Raw genomic sequence first — 24,426 nt, 5'->3', positions numbered from 1 at the left:
GAATACCGGTGGTGGATCGCTCTCAAATGCTCGGCACGGCCCGTACGACCCTGACTGACCTCTCGCGAGGCAATCTGGGTGTGCCGTTGTTGTTGCTGGTGATGCTGGCAATGATGATGTTGCCGATGCCACCGTTCCTGCTGGACGTGTTCTTCACTTTCAACATTGCCCTCTCCGTCGTGGTCCTGCTGGTCTGCGTGTACGCCTTGCGGCCGCTGGATTTTGCGGTGTTCCCGACGATCCTGCTGGTGGCAACCCTGCTGCGACTGGCGCTGAACGTGGCCTCCACCCGCGTGGTGATGCTCCACGGCCAGGACGGTCACGCCGCCGCCGGTAAGGTGATCCAGGCGTTCGGTGAGGTGGTGATCGGCGGTAACTATGTGGTCGGTATCGTGGTCTTCGCGATCTTGATGATCATCAACTTCGTGGTGGTGACCAAGGGCGCCGGGCGGATCTCCGAGGTGAGCGCGCGCTTTACCCTCGATGCCATGCCCGGCAAACAGATGGCCATCGACGCCGACCTCAACGCCGGCCTGATCGACCAGAACCAGGCCAAGAGCCGCCGCCTGGAAGTGGCTCAGGAGGCCGAGTTCTATGGTTCCATGGACGGTGCCAGCAAATTCGTGCGCGGTGACGCCATCGCCGGCCTGTTGATTCTGTTCATCAACCTGATTGGCGGTATCGCCGTCGGTATCTTCCAGCACGGCATGACCTTCGGCGATGCGGGCAAGGTGTACGCCTTGCTGACCATCGGTGACGGTTTAGTGGCGCAATTGCCATCACTGTTGTTATCTACAGCTGCGGCCATCATGGTGACCCGTGCGTCGGGCTCCGAAGACATGGGCAAGCAGATCAGCCGGCAGATGTTTGCCTCGCCCAAGGCCCTCGCCGTGGCGGCGGGCATCATGGCGATCATGGGCATCGTGCCGGGCATGCCTCACGTCTCGTTCCTCAGCATGGCGGCCCTGGCCGGCGGCGCTGCGTACCTGTTCTGGAAGAAGCAGAACCAGGTCAAAGTGATTGCCCAACAGGAGATCGCCCGTCAGCAGGAACTGTTGCCATCCCCGGCCCGCGCCCAGGAAACCAAGGAGTTGGGCTGGGACGACGTGACCCCGATCGACATGATCGGCCTGGAAGTCGGCTACCGTCTGATTCCGCTGGTGGACCGCAACCAGGGCGGCCAATTGCTCGCGCGGATCAAGGGGGTGCGCAAGAAGTTGTCGCAGGACCTGGGCTTCCTGATGCCCACTGTGCACATCCGCGACAACCTCGACCTGGCCCCGAGCGCCTACCGCCTGACCCTGATGGGCGTGATCCTGGCCGAAGCCGAGATCTACCCGGACCGCGAGTTGGCGATCAACCCCGGCCAGGTGTTCGGCAGCCTCAACGGCATTACCGCCAAAGATCCGGCTTTTGGCCTGGAAGCGGTGTGGATCGAAATCAGCCAGCGCAGCCAGGCGCAATCCCTGGGCTACACGGTGGTCGACGCCAGCACCGTGGTTGCGACCCACCTCAACCAGATTCTGTACAAGCACTCCCACGAGCTGATCGGCCACGAGGAAGTCCAGCAATTGATGGGCTTGCTGGGCAAAGCCTCGCCGAAACTGGCAGAAGAGCTGGTGCCGGGTGTGCTGTCGCTGTCGCAATTGCTCAAGGTGCTGCAGGCGTTGCTGGCCGAACAGGTGCCGGTACGCGACATTCGCAGCATTGCCGAGGCCATCGCCAACAACGCCGCCAAGAGTCAAGATACTGCCGCGCTGGTGGCTGCGGTGCGTGTCGGATTGTCCCGCGCAATCGTGCAAAGCATTGTAGGGCTTGACTCCGAGCTGCCTGTGATCACCTTGGAACCAAGGTTGGAACAAATATTGCTCAATAGTATTCAGAAGGCAGGACAAGGCCAGGAAGAGGGCGTTCTGCTGGAGCCAAGCATGGCTGAAAAGCTGCAGCGCTCGTTGATCGACGCCGCGCAGCGCCAGGAAATGCAGGGCCAACCGGTGATTCTGCTGGTGGCAGGCCCGGTCCGCGCGATGTTGTCGCGTTTTGGACGCCTGGCAGTACCGAATTTGCACGTTTTGGCTTATCAGGAAATTCCTGACAACAAGCAAGTGACTATCGTCGCGACAGTAGGGCCCAACGGCTGAGGGTAGTGGGTTATGCAAGTGAAGCGTTTTTTCGCCGCCGATATGCGTCAGGCCATGAAACTGGTCCGTGATGAGCTGGGCGCCGACGCCGCGATTATCGGCAACCGTCGTATTGCCGGTGGTGTCGAGCTGACGGCTGCCCTGGATTACACCCCCTCGGCACTGGCGCCCCGTGTGCCGAACATGGAGCTCGAAGACGAGCTGCGCAAGACCGCCTCGCGCATCGTCTCGGCCCAGGCTGAACTGAGCATGCGTGGCGACAGCGATACCACCACCAATCGCCAGTTGTTCGCCGGCCTGCCGCTGACCGCTGCCGAGCCCCTGGTTGAGCCGACCTTCGTCGAGCCGCCGCGTCCTGCCGCGCCAGCCCCGGCCGCGGCTGTCGACCAGCGTGTGTTCGACTCGATGCGCTTTGAACTCAACGGCCTGCGCGAACTGCTCGAAGTGCAGCTCGGCTCACTGGCCTGGACGCAACTGCAAGGCAGCAAACCGCAACAGGCCAACCTGTGGCGCCGCCTGCAACGCATCGGCTTGTCCGGCCCGTTGTCCCGCGACCTGCTGGCCCTGACCACCGAAATCGAAGAACCACGCCAGGCCTGGCGCATGTTGCTGGCCCACTTGGCGCGGATGATCACTACCCCGGAAATCGAACCCCTGGAAGAGGGCGGTATCATTGCCATGGTCGGCCCTGCCGGCATGGGCAAGACCACCACCCTGGCCAAGCTGGCAGCGCGTTATGTGCTCAAGTACGGCGCGAACAACATCGCGCTGGTGAGCATGGACAGCTACCGCATCGGCGCCCAGGAGCAACTCAAGACGTTGGGCCGCATCCTCAATGTGCCGGTGACCCACGTCGACCCGGGCCAATCCCTGGCCAACGCCCTCGACCCGCTGCTGCGCAAGCGCGTGGTGCTGATCGACACCGCTGGCCTGCAAGCCAGCGACCCGGCGTTGCGCATGCAGCTGGAAAGCCTGGCCGGGCGTGGCATCAAGTCGAAAAATTACCTGGTGCTTGCAACCACCAGCCAGAAACAGGTTCTTACCGCTGCGTACCATAGCTACAAGCGCTGCGGCCTGGCCGGTTGCATCCTGACCAAACTGGATGAAACCGCCAGCCTGGGCGAAGTGTTGAGCCTGGCTATCAGCCATGAACTACCGGTTGCCTACCTGACCGACGGGCCGCGGATCCCGGATGATCTGCATCTGCCGCGCCGTCATCAGTTGGTCAGCCGCGCCGTCAGCGTGCAAATGCAAGAAGAGCCTAGCGAGGAAGCGATGGCCGATATGTTCGCCGACCTCTACCACAACCCGGCAAAACGGGTCGGTTGAAGTCAGGATGAACACCGTGAAATGTACCTACATCGATGGTCTGCAAGCGATTCACGCGGCCAAGCCATGTAGCCTGCGTCTAAGCAAGACAAGGTAAAGAAATAAAATGGGCAGCATGCATCCCGTACAGGTGATCGCGGTGACCGGCGGCAAAGGTGGCGTCGGGAAAACTAACGTGTCAGTGAATTTGTCCCTGGCCCTGGCAGAGCTTGGCCGTCGCGTCATGCTGCTGGACGCTGACCTGGGGTTGGCGAACGTCGACGTTCTGCTGGGACTGACGCCCAAACATACCCTTGCCGATGTGATCGAAGGGCGCTGCGAGCTGCGCGATGTGCTGCTGCAGGGCCCCGGTGGGATCCGCATCGTGCCGGCCGCCTCTGGCACCCAGAGCATGGTGCACCTGAGCCCGGCGCAACATGCCGGCCTGATCCAGGCATTCAGTGATATCGGCGACAACCTCGACGTGCTGGTGATCGACACCGCCGCCGGGATCGGCGAGTCCGTGGTCAGCTTCGTGCGCGCCGCGCAGGAAGTGTTGCTGGTGGTCTGCGATGAACCCACCTCGATCACCGACGCCTACGCCCTGATCAAACTGCTTAACCGTGACTACGGCATGAACCGCTTCCGCGTCCTGGCCAACATGGCCCAGAGCCCGCAGGAAGGGCGCAACCTGTTCGCCAAGTTGACCAAGGTCACGGATCGCTTTCTCGATGTCGCCTTACAATACGTCGGCGCAGTTCCCTACGACGAGTGTGTGCGCAAGGCTGTGCAAAAGCAGCGTGCGGTCTACGAAGCGTTCCCTCGTTCCAAATGCGCACTGGCGTTCAAGGCTATTGCCCAGAAGGTCGATACCTGGCCGTTGCCCGCCAACCCACGGGGGCATCTGGAGTTTTTCGTCGAGCGATTGGTACATCAGACGAGCGCAGGACCGGTGCTATGACAGCGAACGGCTACAACGCCTACAAGAAGTCTGCCCGTGACAGTCAGGGTGAGTTGATTGAGCGCTATGCGCCGCTGGTCAAGCGTATCGCCTATCACCTGTTGGCACGCCTGCCTGCCAGCGTGCAGGTCGAAGACCTGATCCAGGCCGGCATGATCGGCTTGCTCGAAGTGTCGACCAAATACGACGCCAGCAAAGGCGCGAGTTTCGAGACGTATGCGGGCATCCGCATCCGTGGCGCGATGCTCGATGAGGTGCGTAAAGGCGATTGGGCACCGCGTTCGGTGCACCGCAATACGCGCATGGTCAGTGACGCAATTCGTGCAATTGAAGCAAAAACCGGCCGCGACGCTAAAGATCACGAAGTTGCGGCCGAACTCCAATTGAGTCTCGACGATTACTACGGGATTTTGAACGATACCTTGGGCAGCCGCCTGTTCAGTTTCGACGACCTGTTGCAGGACGGCGAACACGAAGGGTTGCACGAGGACGGCGCGAGCGCGCACATGGAGCCGTCACGTGACCTGGAGGATGAACGCTTCCAGGGCGCATTGGCGGACGCCATTGCCAACTTGCCCGAGCGCGAGCGGTTAGTGTTGGCGCTGTACTACGACGAAGAGCTGAACCTCAAGGAAATCGGTGAGGTCCTGGGGGTCAGCGAATCGCGTGTCAGCCAGTTGCACAGCCAATGCGCAGCCCGCTTGCGGGGGCGTTTGGGAGAGTGGCGAGCGCGCTGACAGGCAGTGTGGGGAGCACTGCAAAGCGATACCGCGATGGTGATAGGCCGTCGCGGGTTCGATCCGTGGTGCCCCCGGCAGTCCTTTTTGTGTAATGCCTGTTGATTGAAATGGCGCGTCCAGGTGCTGGGCGCGTTTAAGACTGCTTGGAGGTCGAATTGGACAAGAACATGAAAATCCTCATCGTTGATGACTTCTCAACGATGCGGCGGATCATAAAAAACCTGTTGCGTGACCTTGGGTTCACAAACACGGTCGAGGCGGATGACGGCCTTACGGCGATTCCGATCCTCAACAGCGGGAGCATCGACTTTCTGGTAACGGACTGGAACATGCCGGGCATGACGGGCATCGACTTGTTGCGCCACGTGCGCGCCGACGAAAAATTGCGCAGTCTTCCCGTGTTGATGGTAACCGCCGAAGCCAAGCGTGAGCAGATCATCGAAGCCGCCCAAGCCGGGGTCAACGGTTACGTGGTCAAGCCATTCACTGCACAGGCCTTGAAAGAGAAGATCGAAAAGATCTTTGAACGCATCCACGGCTAATGCCATCGCGGGGGAGCTATGGAGCATAACGAATCGTCACAGGGAGACTTCGAGTCCACCCTGAAAAAGCATGCTCACCAGTTGGTCGACAGCCTTGAAAAAGGCCATTTCGGCGACGCGGTGCAGTTGATCCATGAGCTCAACCAGACCCGTGACCGCGGCCTGTACCAGGAAGTGGGCAAGCTCACACGCGAGCTGCACAGTGCGATCGTCAATTTTCAGATTGACCCGCACATGCCCCAGGCCGAAGAAATCTCGCAGATCACTGATGCCACCGAACGCCTGTCCTATGTGGTCAGGCTGACCGAGGCCGCGGCCAACCGCACCATGGACCTGGTGGAAAACGCCACGCCTCTGGTCAATGGCATGGCCACTGAAGCCCAGGCGCTTAGCGTTGACTGGGGCCGCTTCATGCGTCGTGAAGTGGGGGCTGAAGAGTTTCGTGAATTGGCCCGTCGGGTTGACGGTTTCCTGTCGCGCAGCGAACAGGAAAACCGCACGGTCGCCAGCAACCTCAATGACATCCTGCTGGCCCAGGATTACCAGGACCTCACTGGTCAGGTGATCAAGCGCGTGACCCAGTTGGTCACCGAAGTGGAAAGCAATCTGCTCAAATTGGTGCTCATGGCTGGCCAGGTAGACCGTTTTGCCGGCATCGAACATGACCGCGAAGCGATCCTCTCTGAAAAAGATCCACAAAAACATCTCGCCAAGGGTGAAGGTCCGCAGATTCATGCCGATAAACGTGAAGACGTTGTGTCAGGTCAGGATGACGTAGATGACCTGTTATCCAGTTTAGGCTTCTAAGGAGCACCCACATGAGCTTCGGCGCCGATGAAGAGATCCTTCAGGATTTCCTTGTAGAGGCCGGCGAAATTTTAGAGCAACTGTCCGAACAACTGGTCGAGCTGGAAAGCCGACCGGATGATGCGAACCTGCTCAATGCAATTTTTCGCGGTTTTCATACTGTAAAAGGGGGCGCCGGCTTCCTCCAGCTCCATGAGCTGGTGGAGTGCTGCCACATCGCCGAGAACGTGTTCGACATCCTGCGCAAGGGTGAGCGTCACGTTGATTCGGAGTTGATGGACGTGATTCTCGAAGCACTGGATGCGGTCAACGGCATGTTCAGCGAAGTTCGCGAACGTGCCCCGATCACCGCGGCCACCCCGGAACTGCTGGCCGCCCTGGCGCGCTATGCAGAGCCGGCCGACACCACGGCAGCGCCGGTGGTCGAGGCTGAGCCTGAGCCGGTGGCGGAGCCTGAAGCGGACGTGACCGACAGTGAGTTCGAGCAGTTGCTCAACTCCCTCAGTGCCGTCAAGGCCGAGGCTGAAGCGCCGGCCGCCGTTGCCCCGGCAGCGGCGCCGACCAGCGAAGACATCACCGACGCCGAGTTCGAATCGCTGCTCGACCAGTTGCACGGCAAGGGCCAGTTCGCCGCCGATGCGGTGGCGCCTGTCGCGGCTGTCGAAGCACCTGCGGCCCCGGCCAGCACCGACATCACCGATGACGAATTCGAAGCCTTGCTGGACCAGTTGCACGGCAAAGGCACGTTTGCGGTCGACGCCCTGCCGGAAGTGGCGGCAGCGCCTGCTGCGGCCGCCAGTGCCAAGCCTGCGGACGATGGGTTGATCTCCGATCACGAATTCGAAGCGCTGCTGGACGATTTGCACGGCAAGGGCAAGTTCACCGAAGTCGCCTCGACGGCGGCTGTGGCCACGGCGGCACCGGTTGCCGCCAAGGCCGCCGCGCCTGCACCTGCCCCTGTGGCAGCGGCCAAGCCAGCCGCCCCGGCGCCAGCACATGCGCGGGCTGCGGCGCCACCGCCACCGGAAAAACCTGCCAGTGAAGCCGAAACCACCGTGCGGGTTGATACCGCGCGCCTGGACGACATCATGAACATGGTCGGCGAGCTGGTGCTGGTGCGTAACCGCCTGGTGCGCCTGGGCCTGAGCAGTGGTGATGAAGCCATGCAAAAGGCCGTGTCGAACCTCGACGTGGTGACCGCTGACCTGCAAACCGCGGTGATGAAGACCCGGATGCAGCCGATCAAGAAAGTCTTCGGCCGCTTCCCGCGCCTGGTTCGTGACCTGGCGCGCCAACTGAAGAAAGAGATCAACCTGGAACTGGTGGGTGAAGAAACCGACCTCGACAAAAACCTTGTCGAGGCCCTGGCCGACCCGCTGGTCCACTTGGTGCGCAACGCTGTCGACCACGGCGTCGAAACGCCGGAAGAACGCGAAGCCTCGGGCAAGTCCCGTGGCGGCAAGGTGATTCTGGCGGCGGAGCAGGAAGGCGACCACATCCTGCTGTCGATCACCGATGACGGCAAGGGCATGGACCCGGCGATCTTGCGCAATATCGCGGTCAAGCGTGGCGTGATGGACAAGGACGCCGCCGACCGCCTGACCGACACCGAGTGCTACAACCTGATCTTCGCCCCAGGCTTCTCGACCAAAACCGAGATTTCCGACGTGTCGGGCCGTGGCGTGGGCATGGACGTGGTGAAGACCAAGATCAGCCAGCTCAATGGTTCGATCAACATCTACTCGACCAAGGGCCAGGGCTCCAAGATCGTGATCAAGGTGCCGTTGACCTTGGCGATCATGCCGACCCTGATGGTGATGCTGGGCAACCAGGCGTTCGCCTTCCCGCTGGTCAACGTCAACGAGATCTTCCACCTCGACCTGTCGCGCACCAACGTGGTGGACGGCCAGGAAGTGGTGATCGTGCGCGACAAGGCGTTGCCGCTGTTCTACCTCAAGCGCTGGCTGGTTGCATCGGCTGCCCATGAAGAACAGCGCGAAGGCCATGTGGTGATTCTCTCGGTGGGCACCCAGCGGATCGGCTTTGTCGTCGACCAACTGGTTGGCCAGGAAGAAGTGGTCATCAAGCCTTTGGGCAAAATGCTGCAGGGGACCCCGGGCATGTCGGGTGCGACCATCACCGGTGACGGTCGGATCGCGCTGATTCTCGATGTTCCGAGCATGCTCAAGCGTTACGCCGCACGGCGTATTTGATTCTGGTGGGGCAGGGCGGTAATGCCCGCCCCACCTAACGGAGTGTTTATGGCAGTCAAGGTCCTGGTGGTGGACGATTCGGGTTTCTTCCGCCGCCGCGTCTCGGAAATTCTTTCCGCCGATCCAAGCATCCAGGTGGTCGGTACGGCCACCAACGGCAAAGAGGCGATTGATCAAGCCATTGCGCTGAAGCCGGACGTGATCACCATGGACTACGAGATGCCGATGATGGATGGCATCACGGCAGTCCGGCACATCATGCAACGCTGCCCGACCCCGGTATTGATGTTCTCCTCGCTGACCCATGAAGGCGCCCGAGTGACCCTCGATGCGCTGGATGCCGGTGCGGTGGACTTCCTGCCGAAGAATTTCGAAGACATCTCGCGCAACCCCGAGAAGGTCAAGCAAATGCTGTGCGAGAAAGTCCACAGCATTTCCCGCAGTAACCGTCGCAGCCTGTTCAGCGCGCCTGCGCCAGCGCCTGCCCCGGTAGCGCCTGCGGCTGCACCTACCAGTTCCTCGTTCAGTCGCCCGGCGCCTGCCCCGGTTGCCCGGCCCGCGCCGCCGCCGGTACGCACCTCGGCACCGACGGCTGGGCATTCCCATTCGCCAGCGCCCAAGCGCAAGGCCTACAAACTCGTTGCCATCGGTACGTCTACCGGCGGCCCAGTGGCCTTGCAGCGCGTACTGACCCAACTGCCGGCCAACTTCCCGGCGCCGATCGTGTTGATCCAGCACATGCCGGCGGCGTTTACCAAAGCCTTTGCCGAGCGTCTGGACAAGCTGTGCCGCATCAGCGTCAAGGAAGCCGAGGATGGCGACATCCTGCGTCCGGGCCTGGCGTTGCTGGCCCCGGGCGGCAAGCAGATGATGGTCGACGGCCGTGGCGCAATCAAAATCCTGCCGGGTGACGAGCGCCTCAACTACAAGCCGTGCGTGGACATTACCTTCGGTTCGGCAGCCAAGTCCTACGGCGACAAAGTTCTGGCGGTAGTGCTTACCGGCATGGGCGCCGACGGCCGTGAAGGCGCGCGTCTGCTCAAGCAGGGCGGCAGCGCAATCTGGGCCCAGGACGAAGCCAGCTGCGTGATCTATGGCATGCCGATGGCCATCGTCAAGGCTGACCTGGCCGACGCCGTGTACAGCCTGGACGACATCGGCAAGCATCTGGTGGAGGCCTGCCTCTGATGGATGTGTTGAGCCTGATCGGCATCACCATGGCGTTTGTCGCCATTATCGGCGGCAACTACCTCGAAGGTGGTCACCTCGGCGCGCTGGCCAACGGCCCGGCGGCGCTGATCGTGATCGGCGGCACGGTGGGCGCTGCGTTGTTGCAGTCACCGATGAGTTCGTTCAAGCGTGCGATGCAGATCGTGGTCTGGATTATCTTCCCGCCACGTGTCGACTTGGCCGGCGGCATCGACCGGGTGGTCAACTGGAGCCTCACCGCACGCAAGGAAGGCCTGCTGGGCCTGGAAGGCGTGGCGGATGCCGAACCCGACAGCTACTCGCGCAAAGGCCTGCAATTGCTGGTCGACGGCGCCGAGCCGGAAGCGATCCGCAGCATCCTTGAAGTGGATTTCTACACCCAGGAAAGCCGCGACATCAACGCCGCCAAAGTCTTTGAAAGCATGGGCGGCTACGCGCCGACCATCGGCATCATCGGCGCAGTCATGGGCCTGATCCACGTGATGGGCAACCTGGCCGATCCTTCCCAATTGGGCAGCGGTATTGCGGTGGCGTTCGTCGCGACTATCTATGGTGTGGCCAGTGCCAACCTGGTGCTGTTGCCGGTGGCGAGCAAGCTCAAGTCGATTGCCATGCGCCAATCCCGTTACCGCGAGATGTTGCTCGAAGGCATCCTGTCGATTGCCGAGGGCGAGAACCCGCGCTCCATCGAATTGAAGCTCCAGGGCTTCATGGATTGATGGGGATGCTTTCTGTAGAGGTGAGCTGCCAATGAGCCGTCGCCGTCGCGAGCCTGAAGAACACGTCAACCACGAACGCTGGCTGGTGTCCTACGCGGACTTCATCACCTTGCTGTTCGCGTTCTTCGTGGTGATGTATTCCATCTCGTCGATCAACGAAGGCAAGTACAAGGTCATTTCCCAGGCGTTGATCGGCGTGTTCAACGATGCCGACCGCTCGCTCAAGCCGATCCCGATTGGTGAGGAACGGCCCAAGAGCGTGACCCCGGCCAAGCCGCTGGTCAACGACAGCGACGAAACCGCTGCCGGCGTGGGCGGTACCAGCGACCCGCTGAAAAGCATTGCCGATGACATCAGCGCCGCGTTCGGCGACCTGATCAGCTCCAACCAGATGACCGTGCGCGGCAATGAGTTATGGGTGGAGATCGAGCTCAATTCCAGCCTGTTGTTCGCCAGCGCCGATGCGTTGCCCAGCGATCAGGCGTTCACCATCATCGACAAGGTGGCGGCGATCCTCAAACCGTTTGAAAACCCGGTCCACGTCGAAGGCTTTACCGACAACGTGCCGATCAGCACCGCGCAGTACCCGACCAACTGGGAGCTGTCCTCGGCCCGTGCCGCCAGCATCGTACGTATGCTCGCGATGCAGGGCGTGAACCCCGGACGCCTGGCGTCGGTAGGCTATGGCGAGTTCCAGCCGGTGGCCAATAACGCCACGCTCGAAGGCCGTGCGCGCAACCGTCGGGTGGTGTTGGTCGTTTCACGCAACCTGGATGTGCGCCGCAGCCTGACCGGCACCGGCACTGCCAATGCAACACCGGACGCGGCCTTGAAGCGTGCTGGCACACAAACTGCACCGGCCCCTGCAAAGCCGCCGGTTCGGCAGAGTGCCGTCAATTCTCCGTCACCGGCTCAATAACCTATGCAATGTCTCGGTCGCGCGTGTGTCCACCGGGAGGAATCATCCGAATGAGAGTCTGGGCAGTTGCCAATCAAAAAGGTGGGGTCGGCAAGACCACCACCTCCATCGCTTTAGCCGGCTTGCTGGCCGAGGCGGGCAAGCGTGTGGTCGTGGTCGACCTCGACCCCCATGGCTCGATGACCAGCTATTTCGGTTACGACCCGGACGCGCTGGAGCACAGCAACTACGACCTGTTCCTGCACAAGGGCAATGTGCCGAGCGACTTGCCCGGCCAATTGCTGCTGCCGACCAGTAACGAGAGCATTTCCCTGCTGCCGTCCAGCACCGCGTTGGCCACCCTTGAGCGCCAATCGCCGGGGCAGAGCGGCCTCGGCCTGGTGATCGCCAAGACCCTGGCGCAACTGTGGCAGGACTTCGATTACGCGATCATCGACAGCCCGCCGTTGCTCGGTGTGCTGATGGTCAACGCCTTGGCGGCCAGCCAGCAACTGGTGATCCCGGTGCAGACCGAGCACCTGGCGGTCAAGGGCCTGGAACGCATGGTCAGCACCCTGGCAATGATCAACCGCTCGCGCAAGCAGGCGCTGCCGTACAGCATCGTGCCGACCTTGTTCGACCGCCGGACCCAGGCGTCGCTGGGCACCTTGCGCGTATTGCGTGACGCCTACCCGGAGACCATCTGGAACGGCTACATCCCCGTGGACACGCGCCTGCGTGACGCCAGCCGTGCCGGGCTGACGCCGTCGCAGTTCGACGGCAAGAGCCGTGGGGTGCTGGCCTACCGCGCATTGCTCAAGCACCTGCTGTCCCAGCAGCTTGTCGCGCAGGTGGCCTGATGAACCGTCCTGTCCAACTCAAGACCCGGCCGCAACTGGCACTGGAATCCTACCTGGATGCCTTGCTGCAGGAAGCGACCGGGGAAGAACTGCCGGAACCGATCCTGGTGCTGGAGCCTGCGGTAGAAGAACCGTCGGCGAGTATTCTGGATGAGTTCCAGTTGGCCGTATTGGAAGAGCAGGCGCGTGACGCGTATACCGCGCCGGTGATCGTGCCGGTCGCCGTGCCGGTGGCCATGCCTGTCGCGCCGGTGGTGGTCGAACCGGTTGTGGAAGTGCATATGCCACCGAGCATTACGCCGCCACCCGTAAGCGGCGATGATCGTCCGGCCTGGGCGGCCGAGCCGTTCGAGTGCCTGCTGTTCGACGTCGCCGGGTTGACCCTCGCGGTGCCGCTGGTGTGCCTGGGTTCAATCTATTCCCTGGAAGGCCAGGAATTGACCCCGCTGTTCGGGCAACCGGAGTGGTTCCTCGGGATCCTGCCGAGCCAGGCCGGTAACCTCAAGGTCCTGGACACCGCACGCTGGGTGATGCCCGACCGCTACCGCGATGACTTCCGCCAGGGCTTGCAATATGTAATCTCGGTGCAGGGCTACGAATGGGGGCTGGCAGTGCATCAAGTCAGCCGCTCGTTGCGCCTGGACCCGAACGAAATCAAATGGCGCAGTCACCGGGGCCAGCGGCCTTGGCTGGCCGGCACCGTGATCGAACACATGTGCGCGTTGCTCGACGTCGCCGAACTGGCCGAGTTGATCGCCAGCGGTGCCGTCAAGTCGATGCCCGTAAACATACGCAGTTGATTGAACAATAAGGGCCGCGCGCGAGTGCGGCCAACGAAGCACACACGCCGTACGCAACGGCATTTGAAGGGGTCATGAGTATGAGCAGTAATCCAAGTAAGAGCACTACAGACGATCCGATCCTGCAATGGGTTACCTTCAAGCTGGACAACGAAACCTACGGCATTAACGTGATGCGCGTGCAGGAAGTGCTGCGCTACACCGAGATCGCCCCGGTTCCAGGTGCGCCAAGCTACGTGCTGGGCATCATCAACCTGCGCGGCAACGTGGTGACGGTAATCGACACCCGCCAGCGTTTCGGTCTCGATGCGACCGAGATCAGCGACAACACGCGTATCGTCATCATCGAAGCCGACAAGCAAGTGGTCGGGATCATGGTCGACAGCGTCGCCGAAGTGGTTTACCTGCGCCAATCGGAAGTGGAAACCGCGCCGAACGTGGGTAACGAGGAATCGGCCAAGTTCATCCAGGGCGTGTGCAACAAGAACAACGAACTGCTGATTCTGGTTGAGCTGGACAAGATGATGAGCGAAGAAGAGTGGTCGGATCTGGAGAACATCTGATTGTTTTTTGAAGCCTTGGTGATTGTCCTGGCCCTGCTGTGGGCCGGGACGCTGGCGTTTTTGCTGCGCTACGTGCGTCAGCAGCGCGAATTGGCGATGCAGCAGGCCGAGCGCGATGCAGTGCGTGACCGGCGCATCCTGGAATTGGTCAGACGGGTTGATCACTTCCAGCAAAGTGCGGTGAAGGTGGGGGATGAGGTGCATGAACTGCGCGCCATCCTCGCGCCGTTGCCGGACAAGCTGGCGCAGATCGAACAGCGCGACCCGGCGAGCCTGTCGTTTGCCCAGGCGGCGAAGCTGGTGGGCATGGGCGCGACGGTGGATGAGCTGACCCAGTCCTGCGGCTTGACCCAGGCTGAAGCGCAATTGATGAGTAAATTGCACAAAAGCTGAGGATGGGTCCACGCCTGCCAATACCGCTCTGACCCCTGAGTTAGAGCGTTGCAGTGTGAAAGTTGGGGCAGCCGGGAATGGCTGCTTTTGCGAAATGTGTCACAGTGCCATCTTTTATCAGGGCACTTTTGTGTCGTTGTGGTGACAAAGCCTGCGCATGTAGGAAGTTTCACTCACAAGGATGCGAAATGTCTGTCGTCGCTGTACCTAGAACAAAACCATCAGTGTTGCTGCAGTCCTGCATTTCCACCTGTACTGCGGTTGGTTTGCTGGTCAGCGTGGCTGCGTCGGCGGCCGAGCCGCAGGCACCGGCCCAGCAATTGATCCAGCAGCAACAGCGCGAGCGTGCACAACGCGAGCAGTTGGAGCCGTCGCCCGACGTGCGCCTGCAAGCGCCTCAAGATACCGATGCCAGCCTGCGCCTGCCGCGCGATGAAGCGCCGTGCTTCAAGATCGACCGCGTGGTCCTCAGCGGCGACCAGGCCGAAGATTTCCAGTGGGCCCTGCGTGCCGCCAACCCGTCCGATGATCCCGTGCAGGGCCGTTGCGTCGGCGCGCGCGGGATCAACCTGACCATGAAGCGCATTCAGAACGCGATCATCGCCAAAGGCTTTATCACCACCCGCGTGCTGGCCCAGGCCCAGGACTTGAACCAGGGCACCCTGTCGCTGGTGGTGGTGCCCGGCCGGATCAAACACATCCGTTTTGCCGCCGGCACCTCCGCCCGCGCCCACTACTGGAATGCGATGCCCGCGTCCGATGGCGATGTGCTGAACCTGCGCGACATCGAACAGGCGCTGGAAAATTTCAAGCGCGTGCCCACTGCCGAAGCCGACGTGCAGATCACCCCCGCTGAAGGCGCCGATGCGCAGCCGGGCGAAAGCGATGTGGTGATCGCCTGGAAGCAGGCCGTGCCGGTACGGGTCAGCCTGTCGGTGGACGACTCCGGCAGCAAGCAGACCGGCAAGTACCAGGGCAACGTCGCGCTGTCACTGGACAACGTGGCGACTCTCAACGACCTGTTCTATATCAGCTTCAACCATGACCTGGGCGGCGGTGAAAGCGGCGACCGTGGGTCCAAGGGCCACACCATTCACTATTCGGTGCCCTACGACTATTGGCAGTTGAGCCTGACGTCCAGCGAGTACGACTACCACCAGACTATCGCCGGGGTGAACCAGGCGTATTCCTACAGCGGCCGCAGCCGGACCAATGAGGTGCAGCTGTCGCGGGTGATCTATCGCGATGCGGTGCGCAAGACCACCGTGTCCTTCGGCGGTTGGAGCCGTACGTCCAGCAACTACATCGAAGACACCGAAATCGAATTTCAGCGCCGGCGCATGGCCGGTTGGCAGGCGGGGATCAATCACCGTGAGTTCATCGGTGCGAACACCCTCGACCTCGGCGTCGGCTATCGCCGTGGCACCGGTGCACGGGATGCCTTGCGCGCGCCCGAGGAAGAAAACGGCGAAGGCACGTCGCGCTCGCAGATCATTTCCGCCAACGCACAATTGCAGGTGCCGTTCAGCGTCGGCCAGCAGAAGCTGCGTTACATCGGCGGCTGGCGCGGGCAATGGAACCGCACGCCGCTGATCCCCCAGGACCGCTTTTCGATCGGCGGGCGCTACACCGTGCGTGGGTTTGATGGCGAGCAGATTCTGTCTGCCGAACGCGGCTGGACCTTCAGCAATGACCTCGGCCTGAGCCTGGGCAACACCGGCCAGGAACTCTATGTGGGCGTGGATTACGGTCAGGTTGGCGGGCATTCCACCGAGTACCTGCTGGGTCGCCGCCTGGCCGGTGCAGTGGTGGGCCTGCGCGGCGGCTACAAGCAGTTTTCCTATGACATCTATACCGGCAAACCCCTGGAAAAACCCAAGGGTTTCCAGACCGCCGACGTGACCAGTGGCTTCAGCGCCAACTGGTCATTTTGAAGGAGGCCAGCATGTCCGACGACACCCTCGAAGTGCTCGCGCCCACGGCGCCTGACAGCCCCATCGACGAAGCCCAGGTGCTGGGTTCGGCGGTGTGGTTGTGGATGCACTCGGCGGCGCATCGCGATGCGCCGTTGCACAGCCTGTCGACCCTGTTGTTGCCGGCGATCAAGCTCCGCCAGTTCATCCTGATCAGCGAAGCGGGGCGCCCGGTGTTTTTCCTGTCGTGGCTCAACCTCAGTGCCGAGGCCGAGGCGCGTTATCTGCGCGAGCCGGCCGTTTGCCTGCCCGCCGCAGACTGGGACAGCGGCGACCGCCTGTGGATCAACGACTGGGTCGCGCCGTTCGGGCATACGCGACGGGTCAGCGGCCTGTTGCGACGGCGGTTGTGGCCTGGACGGATCTTCCGTTCGCTGTACCACCGAGGCGATGAGCGCGGACTGCGCGTCATGAATTTCCAGGGGATCGCCGTCCTGGACCTGGAGGCGCAAGCCTGGTTTGCCACTCACCCGTTACCCAGTGACGCGCTCTGATCAGCCACCGCGCAAAGGATCTGCATGAATAAGCATCTGTATCGAATTGTCTTCAACCAGGCTCGCGGCCTGCTGATGGTGGTGGCCGAAAACGTCAAGAGCGTGTGCAAGGCCCCCGGCACTTCCGGCGCCGTGGCGCGTCCGGGTACGGCGGTTGCCACGCTGACGCCACTGCGGTTTGCGCTGATGCTGGGCATGGGCTGGGTCGCGCTGGTGGCGCCGGTTCAAGCGCAGGTGGTGGTCGACGGCTCCGCACCCGCAGGCCAGCGCCCGACCATCGGTGCCGCCGGCAACGGCACCACGGTGGTGGACATCACCCGGCCGAGCGGCGCGGGCGTGTCGCGCAACACCTACACCCAGTTCGACGTGGACAAGCGCGGGGTGATCCTCAACAACGGCGTGACCAACAGCCAGACCCAGCTGGGCGGCTGGATCGAAGGCAACCGCAACCTGGTCAACGGCAGTGCACGGGTGATTCTCAACGAGGTCAACTCGAACAATCCCAGTCAGTTGCGCGGCTTTGTCGAAGTGGGCGGCTCCAAGGCGCAGGTGGTCATTGCCAACCCGTCGGGCATCACCTGTGAGGGCTGCGGGTTTATCAACGCCGACCGTGCGACCCTGACCACCGGCCGCGCACAGTTCGAGAACGGCCTGATCAGCGGCTACCAAGTCTCGGGCGGCAAGGTCAGCATCGGCGGCGAAGGTATGGACGCCAGCCGTGCCGACTACACCGAAATCATCGCGCGCACCGTCGAGGTGAACGCGGGTATCTGGTCCAAAGACTTGACCATCAATGCCGGCACCACCGGCGCGGCGCCGACCGACACACCCACCGTCGGCATCGACGTGGCGCAGTTGGGCGGCATGTACGCCGGCAAGATCACCCTGGTCGGCAACGGCGCAGGCGTCGGTGTGCGCAACGCCGGGCAGATCGGTTCCAGTGCCGGAGAAGTAGTGATCGGCAGCGACGGCCGTATCGAAAACCACGGCCAGATCAGCAGCGCCACCGACTTGACCGTCCGCGCCGCCAAGGGCATCGACAACGACGGCACGCTGTACGCCCAGGGCAACCTGGACGCGCACACCGCTGGCGACATCGACAACCGTGGCATCGTGTCCGCCCAGGGCAATGCCGCGCTGACCGCCACCGGCGCTAATTCGGCGATTCGCAGCCACGCAGGTTCCGCATTGGCCGCAGGCGTGGACAGCGCCGGCAAGCTCGGCAGCAGCGGTTCGCTGACGCTGACCTCGGCCGGCACCCTGAGCGCCAAGGGCCAGAACCTCGCCGCGCAGACCCTCAAGGCCAGCGCCGCGCACGTCGACCTGAGTGACAGCCAGACGTCCGCCCAGACCGTCGAGTTGACCAGCACCGCCGGCAACCTCGACCTGCGTCGCAGCCGCGTCACCGCCAGCCGGACCCTCACGGCCGACGCCAATCAGAGCCTGCTCAGCGATGCCGCACAGGTCGGCGCGGCACAGATCAGCGTGACCGCGCTGGACTTGTCCAACGTCGCCGGCAAGTGGGTGCAGACCGGCAGCACCGGTATGCAGATGACCGTCGCGCGCAGCCTCGACAACAGTGGCGGTACGCTTTCCAGCGGCGGCGCCCTCGGCGTCAGCGCCGACACCCTGAACAACGCCGGCGGCCTGGTGCAGTCGGGCGGCCTTGGCGACCTGGCCGTCAGCGCGCGCCAGCACCTGAACAATCAGAACGGCAAGCTGGTCACCGCTGCAAAACTGACCCTTGACGGCGGCACCCTCGACAACAGCAGCGGGCAGATCACCGCCGGCGGTGCGCTGGGGATCAAGGCCGCGCAGTTGAACAACGCCAACGGCACCGTCGCCGCCGCGCAAACCCTGACGGTCAAGACCGACAGCCTGTTGAACCAGGGCGGCACCCTTGGTTCGGTGGCGGCCGACCTGATCGTCAACAGCGACACCGGCGTGCTCAACAACCGTGGCGGGCGTCTGGAGGCGGCCACGGCGCTGACTCTCAACGCCTTCGGCCTGAACAACCAGAGTGGCGTGATCACCGGCGCGCAACTGCTGCTCGATACCCATGGCCAGCAGCTCGATAACAGCGCAGGCACCGTCAACGCCAGCGATACGCTGGGCGTCGACAGCGGCGCGTTGATCAACGACGGCGGCATCATGCAGGCCAAGTCGGACCTGAGCGTGGATACCCACGGCCAACAGCTGAGCAACCGCAATTCCGGCAGTACCGGCGGCATCCTCGGCCAGCGCGACGTCACGGTGCGCGCCGGTCAGGTGTTCAACGACCAGGGCTTTATCGGCAGCGCGCGCACCCTGGACATCAACGCCCAGCAACTGAGCAACCAGGCGGGCCTGTTGCGCGCCGACGGGCATCTGTTGCTGACCGCCGCGAGCGTGGACAACAGCGCGACCCAGGGCGCGAACCAGGGCATCAAGGGCCAGAGCGTCGACCTGGACACCGATACGCTGACCAACCGCGTCGGCTCAATCGTGTCCGACACCACGCTGAACCTCAAGGGCAGCGGCAGCGTGGACAACGACGCGGGCATCCTCTCGGCGGGCAGCGTGTTGACCCTGGCCGATCGCAACCCGGCGCAGAAAAGCCTGGCCATCAATAACGGCGCGGGCACCCTGATTGCGGGCCAGTCGGTGCTGATCGACAGCGCCAGCTACAGCGGCGCCGGCAGGGTCCAGAGCCTGGGCGACCTGACTTTTCGACTGACCCAGAATCTCATCAACAGCGGCCTGGTGCAGAGCAACGGCGACCTGTCGCTGCAGATCGGCGGCACCCTGAGCAACCAGGGCGCGGTGCAGTCCGGCGCACTGGTGCGCGTGGATGCCGGCGCCATCGACAACGGCGCCAGCGGCGTGATCAGTGGGCGGCGCGCGCAGGTCAACGCGGTCAACCAGTTCGACAACCGTGGCGTAGTCGATGGCGAGAGCACTCGCCTCAGCGCCGCGACCCTGAACAACCTCGGCACCGGGCGCCTCTACGGTGATCATTTGTCGATCAGCGCCGGCACCCTCAACAACACCCTCGAAGGCGCCACGGCGGCGACCATCGCGGCACGCAACCGCCTGGATATCGGCGCGCAAGTCATCAACAACCGTGAACACGGGCTGATCTTCAGCGCCGGCGATACGGTGATCGGCGGCTTGCTCGACGCCAACGACCAGGCCAGTGGCCAGGCACAGGTGCTGAACAATGCGAGCGCCACCGTCGAAGCGCTGGGTCATCTGAGCGTCAACGCCAGGCAGATCAACAACACCAACGAACACTTCGCCACCCAGCGCGTGCTGGTGTCCAATCAGGTACTGCAGGAGTTCCTGCTGTCGGGCTCGACCAACCGTTACACGCCGGACCAGATCTCGCTGTACAACGACGAGGTGCTGCACCTCGTCACGCCGGAAAGCTCCGGTACGCGCTGGAACCGCTATGACTACACGCGCAGCGTCACCGAGACGCAGATTGTCAGCTCCGACCCGGCGCAGATGCTCGCCGGTGGCAACCTCAACTTGATCGCCGACCAGGTGCTCAACGACAAGAGTCGGATCATCGCCGGCCAGGCGTTGAATGCCAGCGGCGTCGGCAGCGTGATCAATACCGAGTTGAATGGCGAGCGCATCACCACCGACAGCGGCACGCTGAGCAACTTCTATCGTATTCAGCGCAAAGGCCGCGACCGTCAGGGCCGCGGCGTCACTGCGTACACGCCGGCACCGTTGATTCAGCAGATCTCGCTCAAACCCTCGGTGTACACCGAGTACGCGGCCATCAACGGCAGCGGCACCCAGGTCGGCGCGCTGGTGCTGGCCAACGTTACCGACAGCACGGCGGGCACCGGTGCGCTGGCGGGCGCTGGCCGCACCCACGCCGTGAGCCCGATCAGCGAAGTGAAGGCGCTGACCCAATTGGACGCGGCAGGCGCCGTGGAGCAGATCCGCACCGGCGGTTTCAACCCCGACCTGCCTAACAGCAGCCTGTTCCAGACCAACCCGAACAGCACCGCCAGCTACCTGGTGGAGACCGATCCGCGTTTTGCCAACTATCGCAAGTGGTTGTCTTCGGACTACATGCTTGGGCGCCTGAACCTGGACCCGGCTGCCACGCAACAGCGCCTCGGTGACGGTTTCTACGAACAGAAGCTGATCCGTGAGCAAATCGCGCAACTCACCGGCCGGCGCTTTCTCGACGGCTACGCCAGTGATGAGGAACAGTATCGCGGCATGATCGACAGCGCCGTGACCCTGGCGGGTCAGTGGAAGCTGATCCCCGGCGTCGCCCTGACTGCCGAGCAGATGGCGCAGCTGACCAGCGACATCGTCTGGCTGGTGTCCAGGGACGTGACGCTGGCCAGCGGTGAAGTCCGCCAGGTGCTGGTGCCGCAGGTCTATGTGCGGGTTCGCGAAGGCGATCTGGATGGCTCCGGCGCACTGATGGCCGGGCGCACCTTGAACCTTGATGTGCGCGGTGATCTGGTGAACTCCGGCAGTCTGTCCGGGCGCGATGGCGTGAACATCAGTGTGCAGAACCTCGACAACCTCGGCGGGCGCATCCAGGGCAACAACGTGGCCCTGAGCGCCAGCCAGGACATCAACAACATCGGCGGCCTGATCAGCGCCAACAGCCGGCTGGCCCTGAGCGCCGGCAACGACATCAATGTGCGTTCGGTCACCACCGACAGCGAGAGCGCGCAGGGCACCCGCACCGGCCTGTCGCGGGTGGCAGGGCTGTATGTGTCGGCACCGGCGGCGAGCCTGATTGCCACTGCCGGCAACGATATCAACCTGCAAGCGGCGCAAGTCAGCAATACCGGCGCCGGCGGCAAGACGTCGCTGGTGGCGGGCAACGACATCAGCCTGGCCACCGTGAAAGAGTCCTACACCCAGGCCAACCAATGGGATGGCGACAACTGGCGCAAGGAAGCCGGGCGCAATGAAGTCGGCAGTTCGGTGCAGGCCAACGGCGACATCCGCGTGGGCGCCGGGCGTGACGTGCAGGTGCGCGGGGCGCTGGTCAACAGCGACGCGGGGGCTGTGGCCGTGAGTGCGGTGCGCGATATCAACGTCGAGGCTGGCGAGCGCTTCAACAGCGCCGATGAAGCGCACAAGGTCAAGGGCAGCAACGGGATGTTTTCGAGCAAGACCACCACGACTCGTGACACGGTCAGCCAGACCACCGCCCAGGCCTCGACCTTCAGTGGCGAGCAGGCGGTGATGCAGGCCGGCAACAACATCACGGTCACCGGCAGCAACGTGGTGTCCACTTCGGGCACGGTGCTGGCGGCGGGCAATGACATCAAGGTATTGGCGGCCACCGAGCAGCTCGACGAAAAACACATGAAGGATGTGAAGACCAGCGGCATGTTCAGCGGCGGCGCGATCGCCGTCACCGTTGGTTCCAAGCAACAGACCAACAAGGACAGCGGTCAGCAGACCACGGCGGCCGCGAGCAACATTGGCGCAACCGACGGCAACGTGCTGATCAGCGCCGGCGGCGAGTACCGTCAGGTGGGCAGCAATGTGAACGCGCCCAATGGTGATGTGTCGATCGAGGCGTCCGAGGTCAATATCCTCGAAGCGCGCAACCTCAGTGCGCAGCAGCAGGAGCAGCGCTTCAAGCAGACCGGCGTGAGCCTGACCCTGACCAACCCGATTGTGAGTGCGGTACAAACCGCCCAGCGCATGAACAAAGCCGCCGAGCGTACCGACGACAAACGCATGAAGACCCTGGCGGCGCTGAGTACCGCGTGGTCCGCCAACGACGCCCATACTCAGGTCATGGCCGACCCGGCGGCGGCAGGTGGGATCAACCTGAGCATTGCCCTGGGCATGAACAAGAGCGAGAGCAAAAGCGAGCAGACCAGCAACACGGCGGCCGCTTCGACGGTCGCCGCCGGAGGGGATGTGACGATCGTGTCCTCGGGCGGCACGCGCAACAACGACCTGACCGTGCAGGGCAGTGAGATCACGGCGGGCAACAATGCGTTGTTGAAAGCCGACGGCAATATCCTGCTGGCGGGTGCGCAGAACACCATCGAGCAACACAGCACCAACAAAAGCGTGAATGGCAGCCTGGGCATCGGCATCTCGTTTGGCAGCGAGAAGAACGGCCTGAGCTTCAACGCGTCCGCCTCCCAGAGCCGTGGCAATGCCGATGGCAATGACCTGGTGTGGAGCAACACCCACGTGACGGCCGGCAAACAGGCCAGTCTGATTTCCGGCAAGGACACCACGCTGCGAGGTGCGGTGGTGTCGGGCGAGACGGTCAAGGCCGACATTGGCGGCAACCTGAATGTCGAGAGCCTGCAGGACACCAGTACCTTCGCGTCCGAGCAGAAGAGCATGAGCGCCGGGATCAGCATCTGCATCCCGCCGGTGTGTGCCGGTGCGGCGACCGCCAGCTTCAGTTCCACCAACGCCAAGCAGAAGTCCAACTTTGCCAGCGTGATCGAGCAATCGGGCATCCGGGCCGGCGACGGTGGTTTCGACATCAACGTGCGCGGCAATACCGACCTCAAGGGCGGCGTGATCGCCAGTTCCGACAAGGCCATTGCCGACGGCAAAAACAGCCTGACCACCGGCACGCTGACCGTGTCCGACATCCACAACGTGTCCGAAGCCAGCGCCAAGACCTCAGGCGTCGACCTGAGCTCGGACATGCTCGACGGCAAACTGGGCACGGCCAAGGCGCTGCTCGCCAACAGCCTCAACAACGGCTCGGACTCCGATTCCGAATCCAGCGACACCCGCAGCGCGATCAGCGCCGGCACATTGGTGATCACCAACGCCGAGCGCCAGCGTGTGGTAGGTGGCATGACGGTGGACCAGACGATTGCCAACCTCAACCGCAACACCGAGGCTGCCCACGTCGCCGTGGGACGCTTGGATGTGGCGGAAATGGGGCGCAAGGTCGAGGCCGAGCAGGAGATCAAGCGCGAGTTCTATCATCAGGTTTCGTTGTTGGCGGATGAGGCGTATCGCAAGATCTTTATCGAGAAGGCGCGGGTGTATGAGGTCTTGAAGGACAAGGATGGCAAGGCGATTGTTGATCCAGACGGCACAGTTCACCGTCGCGAACTGAGCGACGAAGAGAAACAGAACCTCAAGAAAGGGCCTGACGGCAAAGTGCATATCGCCAACAATGGCATTTTCAACGATATCGATGGTGCGGCCAAATACGCCGAGCAGCACAGTTCGGCCGATACCGGGCCGCAATACTTGATCCACTTCGAGAAGGCGAACAACTTCACTTCCGAGTTGATGATCGCGGCTTATCAGAAGAATCTGGAGAATGATTTCTGGGGGTTGTCCAATGCAGCTGTGCAAACCAAGGAGTACATGACGCAGTTTGGCCAGAGCGGGTTGCACATCGATGGTCACAGCCGGGGCACTTTGACTACTGGCAGTGCCATGGAGTCGCTGGCCCGTGATCCGGCCAACGCAGGCATCCTCGGCAAAACGTCGATGAACTTCTTCGGTGCTGCCTACGGTGTGCAGAAGGCCGACTCGTTGTTGGGCGTCTTGCAGAATCGTTCAGGGTTGGACTCCGAGTCACAGCGTGAGGCGATGGAACTGCGCTACCAGAATCACTATCTCGATCCGGTTGCGCGCTTGCCGCTCGTGGGGTTCAACGCCGCTACAGGCGGTACGGTCCCGGACGGCAGCGTTCGTCTATGGGAGTGGCTGAAAGTGCTTGGCGGCGATAAGACAGCGCACAACTGCTACGGCAACGGGGGGGATGCCTGCAAGCCTTTCTGGGGTGATTCAACCGACGGCATGCCACACTTCAAGCGCGCCGGAGAATAAGG

17 protein-coding genes are annotated in these 24,426 nt (G+C 62.7%); all 17 read left to right on the top strand.

Going from position 1 to position 24,426, the window contains the following annotated elements:
- Positions 1-26: 26 nt before the first annotated feature.
- Complete coding sequence (gene flhA / locus DNK50_RS23170) at positions 27-2,141, top strand: flagellar biosynthesis protein FlhA (protein ID WP_194733730.1); 2,115 nt, start codon at positions 27-29, stop codon at positions 2,139-2,141.
- 12 nt (positions 2,142-2,153) lie between these two features.
- Positions 2,154-3,470 (top strand): flagellar biosynthesis protein FlhF, encoded by a 1,317-nt coding sequence (flhF, locus tag DNK50_RS23165; protein WP_099584137.1) that lies wholly within the window; start codon positions 2,154-2,156, stop codon positions 3,468-3,470.
- A 106-nt stretch (positions 3,471-3,576) separates the two neighbouring features.
- Positions 3,577-4,410: a flagellar synthesis regulator FleN gene (fleN, locus tag DNK50_RS23160; RefSeq protein ID WP_003192912.1), complete on the top strand. Its 834-nt coding sequence runs from the start codon at positions 3,577-3,579 to the stop codon at positions 4,408-4,410.
- Complete coding sequence (gene fliA, locus DNK50_RS23155; protein WP_015885174.1) at positions 4,407-5,147, top strand: RNA polymerase sigma factor FliA; 741 nt, start codon at positions 4,407-4,409, stop codon at positions 5,145-5,147. The genes fleN and fliA overlap by 4 nt, the downstream gene beginning before the upstream one ends.
- A 170-nt stretch (positions 5,148-5,317) precedes the next feature.
- Positions 5,318-5,692 carry a chemotaxis response regulator CheY gene (locus DNK50_RS23150; RefSeq protein WP_160385018.1) on the top strand — a complete coding sequence of 125 codons (375 nt, stop codon included), beginning with the start codon at positions 5,318-5,320 and terminating at the stop codon, positions 5,690-5,692.
- Between the two features lie 18 nt (positions 5,693-5,710).
- Positions 5,711-6,499 carry a protein phosphatase CheZ gene (locus DNK50_RS23145; protein ID WP_099584138.1) on the top strand — a complete coding sequence of 263 codons (789 nt, stop codon included), beginning with the start codon at positions 5,711-5,713 and terminating at the stop codon, positions 6,497-6,499.
- Positions 6,500-6,510: 11 nt separating this feature from the next.
- Positions 6,511-8,712 carry a chemotaxis protein CheA gene (locus DNK50_RS23140; protein WP_112196366.1) on the top strand — a complete coding sequence of 734 codons (2,202 nt, stop codon included), beginning with the start codon at positions 6,511-6,513 and terminating at the stop codon, positions 8,710-8,712.
- A gap of 48 nt (positions 8,713-8,760) precedes the next feature.
- A complete protein-coding gene (locus DNK50_RS23135; protein WP_112196365.1) occupies positions 8,761-9,900 on the top strand; it encodes a chemotaxis response regulator protein-glutamate methylesterase in 1,140 nt (379 codons plus the stop codon).
- Positions 9,900-10,640 (top strand): flagellar motor protein, encoded by a 741-nt coding sequence (locus tag DNK50_RS23130; RefSeq protein ID WP_099584141.1) that lies wholly within the window; start codon positions 9,900-9,902, stop codon positions 10,638-10,640. The genes DNK50_RS23135 and DNK50_RS23130 overlap by 1 nt, the downstream gene beginning before the upstream one ends.
- A gap of 31 nt (positions 10,641-10,671) precedes the next feature.
- A complete protein-coding gene (motD, locus tag DNK50_RS23125; RefSeq protein WP_099584142.1) occupies positions 10,672-11,559 on the top strand; it encodes a flagellar motor protein MotD in 888 nt (295 codons plus the stop codon).
- A 50-nt stretch (positions 11,560-11,609) separates the two neighbouring features.
- Positions 11,610-12,398 (top strand): ParA family protein, encoded by a 789-nt coding sequence (locus DNK50_RS23120; protein WP_090399980.1) that lies wholly within the window; start codon positions 11,610-11,612, stop codon positions 12,396-12,398.
- Positions 12,398-13,198 carry a CheW domain-containing protein gene (locus tag DNK50_RS23115; RefSeq protein WP_099584143.1) on the top strand — a complete coding sequence of 267 codons (801 nt, stop codon included), beginning with the start codon at positions 12,398-12,400 and terminating at the stop codon, positions 13,196-13,198. Before DNK50_RS23120 ends, DNK50_RS23115 begins: the two co-directional genes overlap by 1 nt.
- An 80-nt stretch (positions 13,199-13,278) precedes the next feature.
- Complete coding sequence (locus DNK50_RS23110; RefSeq protein WP_099584165.1) at positions 13,279-13,761, top strand: chemotaxis protein CheW; 483 nt, start codon at positions 13,279-13,281, stop codon at positions 13,759-13,761.
- Positions 13,762-14,154, top strand: a complete 393-nt coding sequence (locus DNK50_RS23105) for a DUF2802 domain-containing protein (protein WP_099584144.1) — start codon at positions 13,762-13,764, stop codon at positions 14,152-14,154.
- A gap of 188 nt (positions 14,155-14,342) precedes the next feature.
- Complete coding sequence (locus DNK50_RS23100; protein WP_244643504.1) at positions 14,343-16,088, top strand: ShlB/FhaC/HecB family hemolysin secretion/activation protein; 1,746 nt, start codon at positions 14,343-14,345, stop codon at positions 16,086-16,088.
- Positions 16,089-16,099: 11 nt separating this feature from the next.
- On the top strand, positions 16,100-16,621 hold the full coding sequence (locus DNK50_RS23095; protein ID WP_099584145.1) for a toxin-activating lysine-acyltransferase: 522 nt from the start codon (positions 16,100-16,102) through the stop codon (positions 16,619-16,621).
- Between the two features lie 24 nt (positions 16,622-16,645).
- A complete protein-coding gene (locus tag DNK50_RS23090) occupies positions 16,646-24,424 on the top strand; it encodes a hemagglutinin repeat-containing protein (protein WP_112196364.1) in 7,779 nt (2,592 codons plus the stop codon).
- Positions 24,425-24,426: the final 2 nt, after the last annotated feature.

Source organism: Pseudomonas sp. LG1E9, assembly GCF_003290225.1.
GTDB classification, from domain to species: domain Bacteria; phylum Pseudomonadota; class Gammaproteobacteria; order Pseudomonadales; family Pseudomonadaceae; genus Aquipseudomonas; species Aquipseudomonas cyclaminis.
The sequence above is the reverse complement of the archived record's forward strand: the minus strand, read 5'-3'. Positions and strand labels throughout refer to the sequence as shown.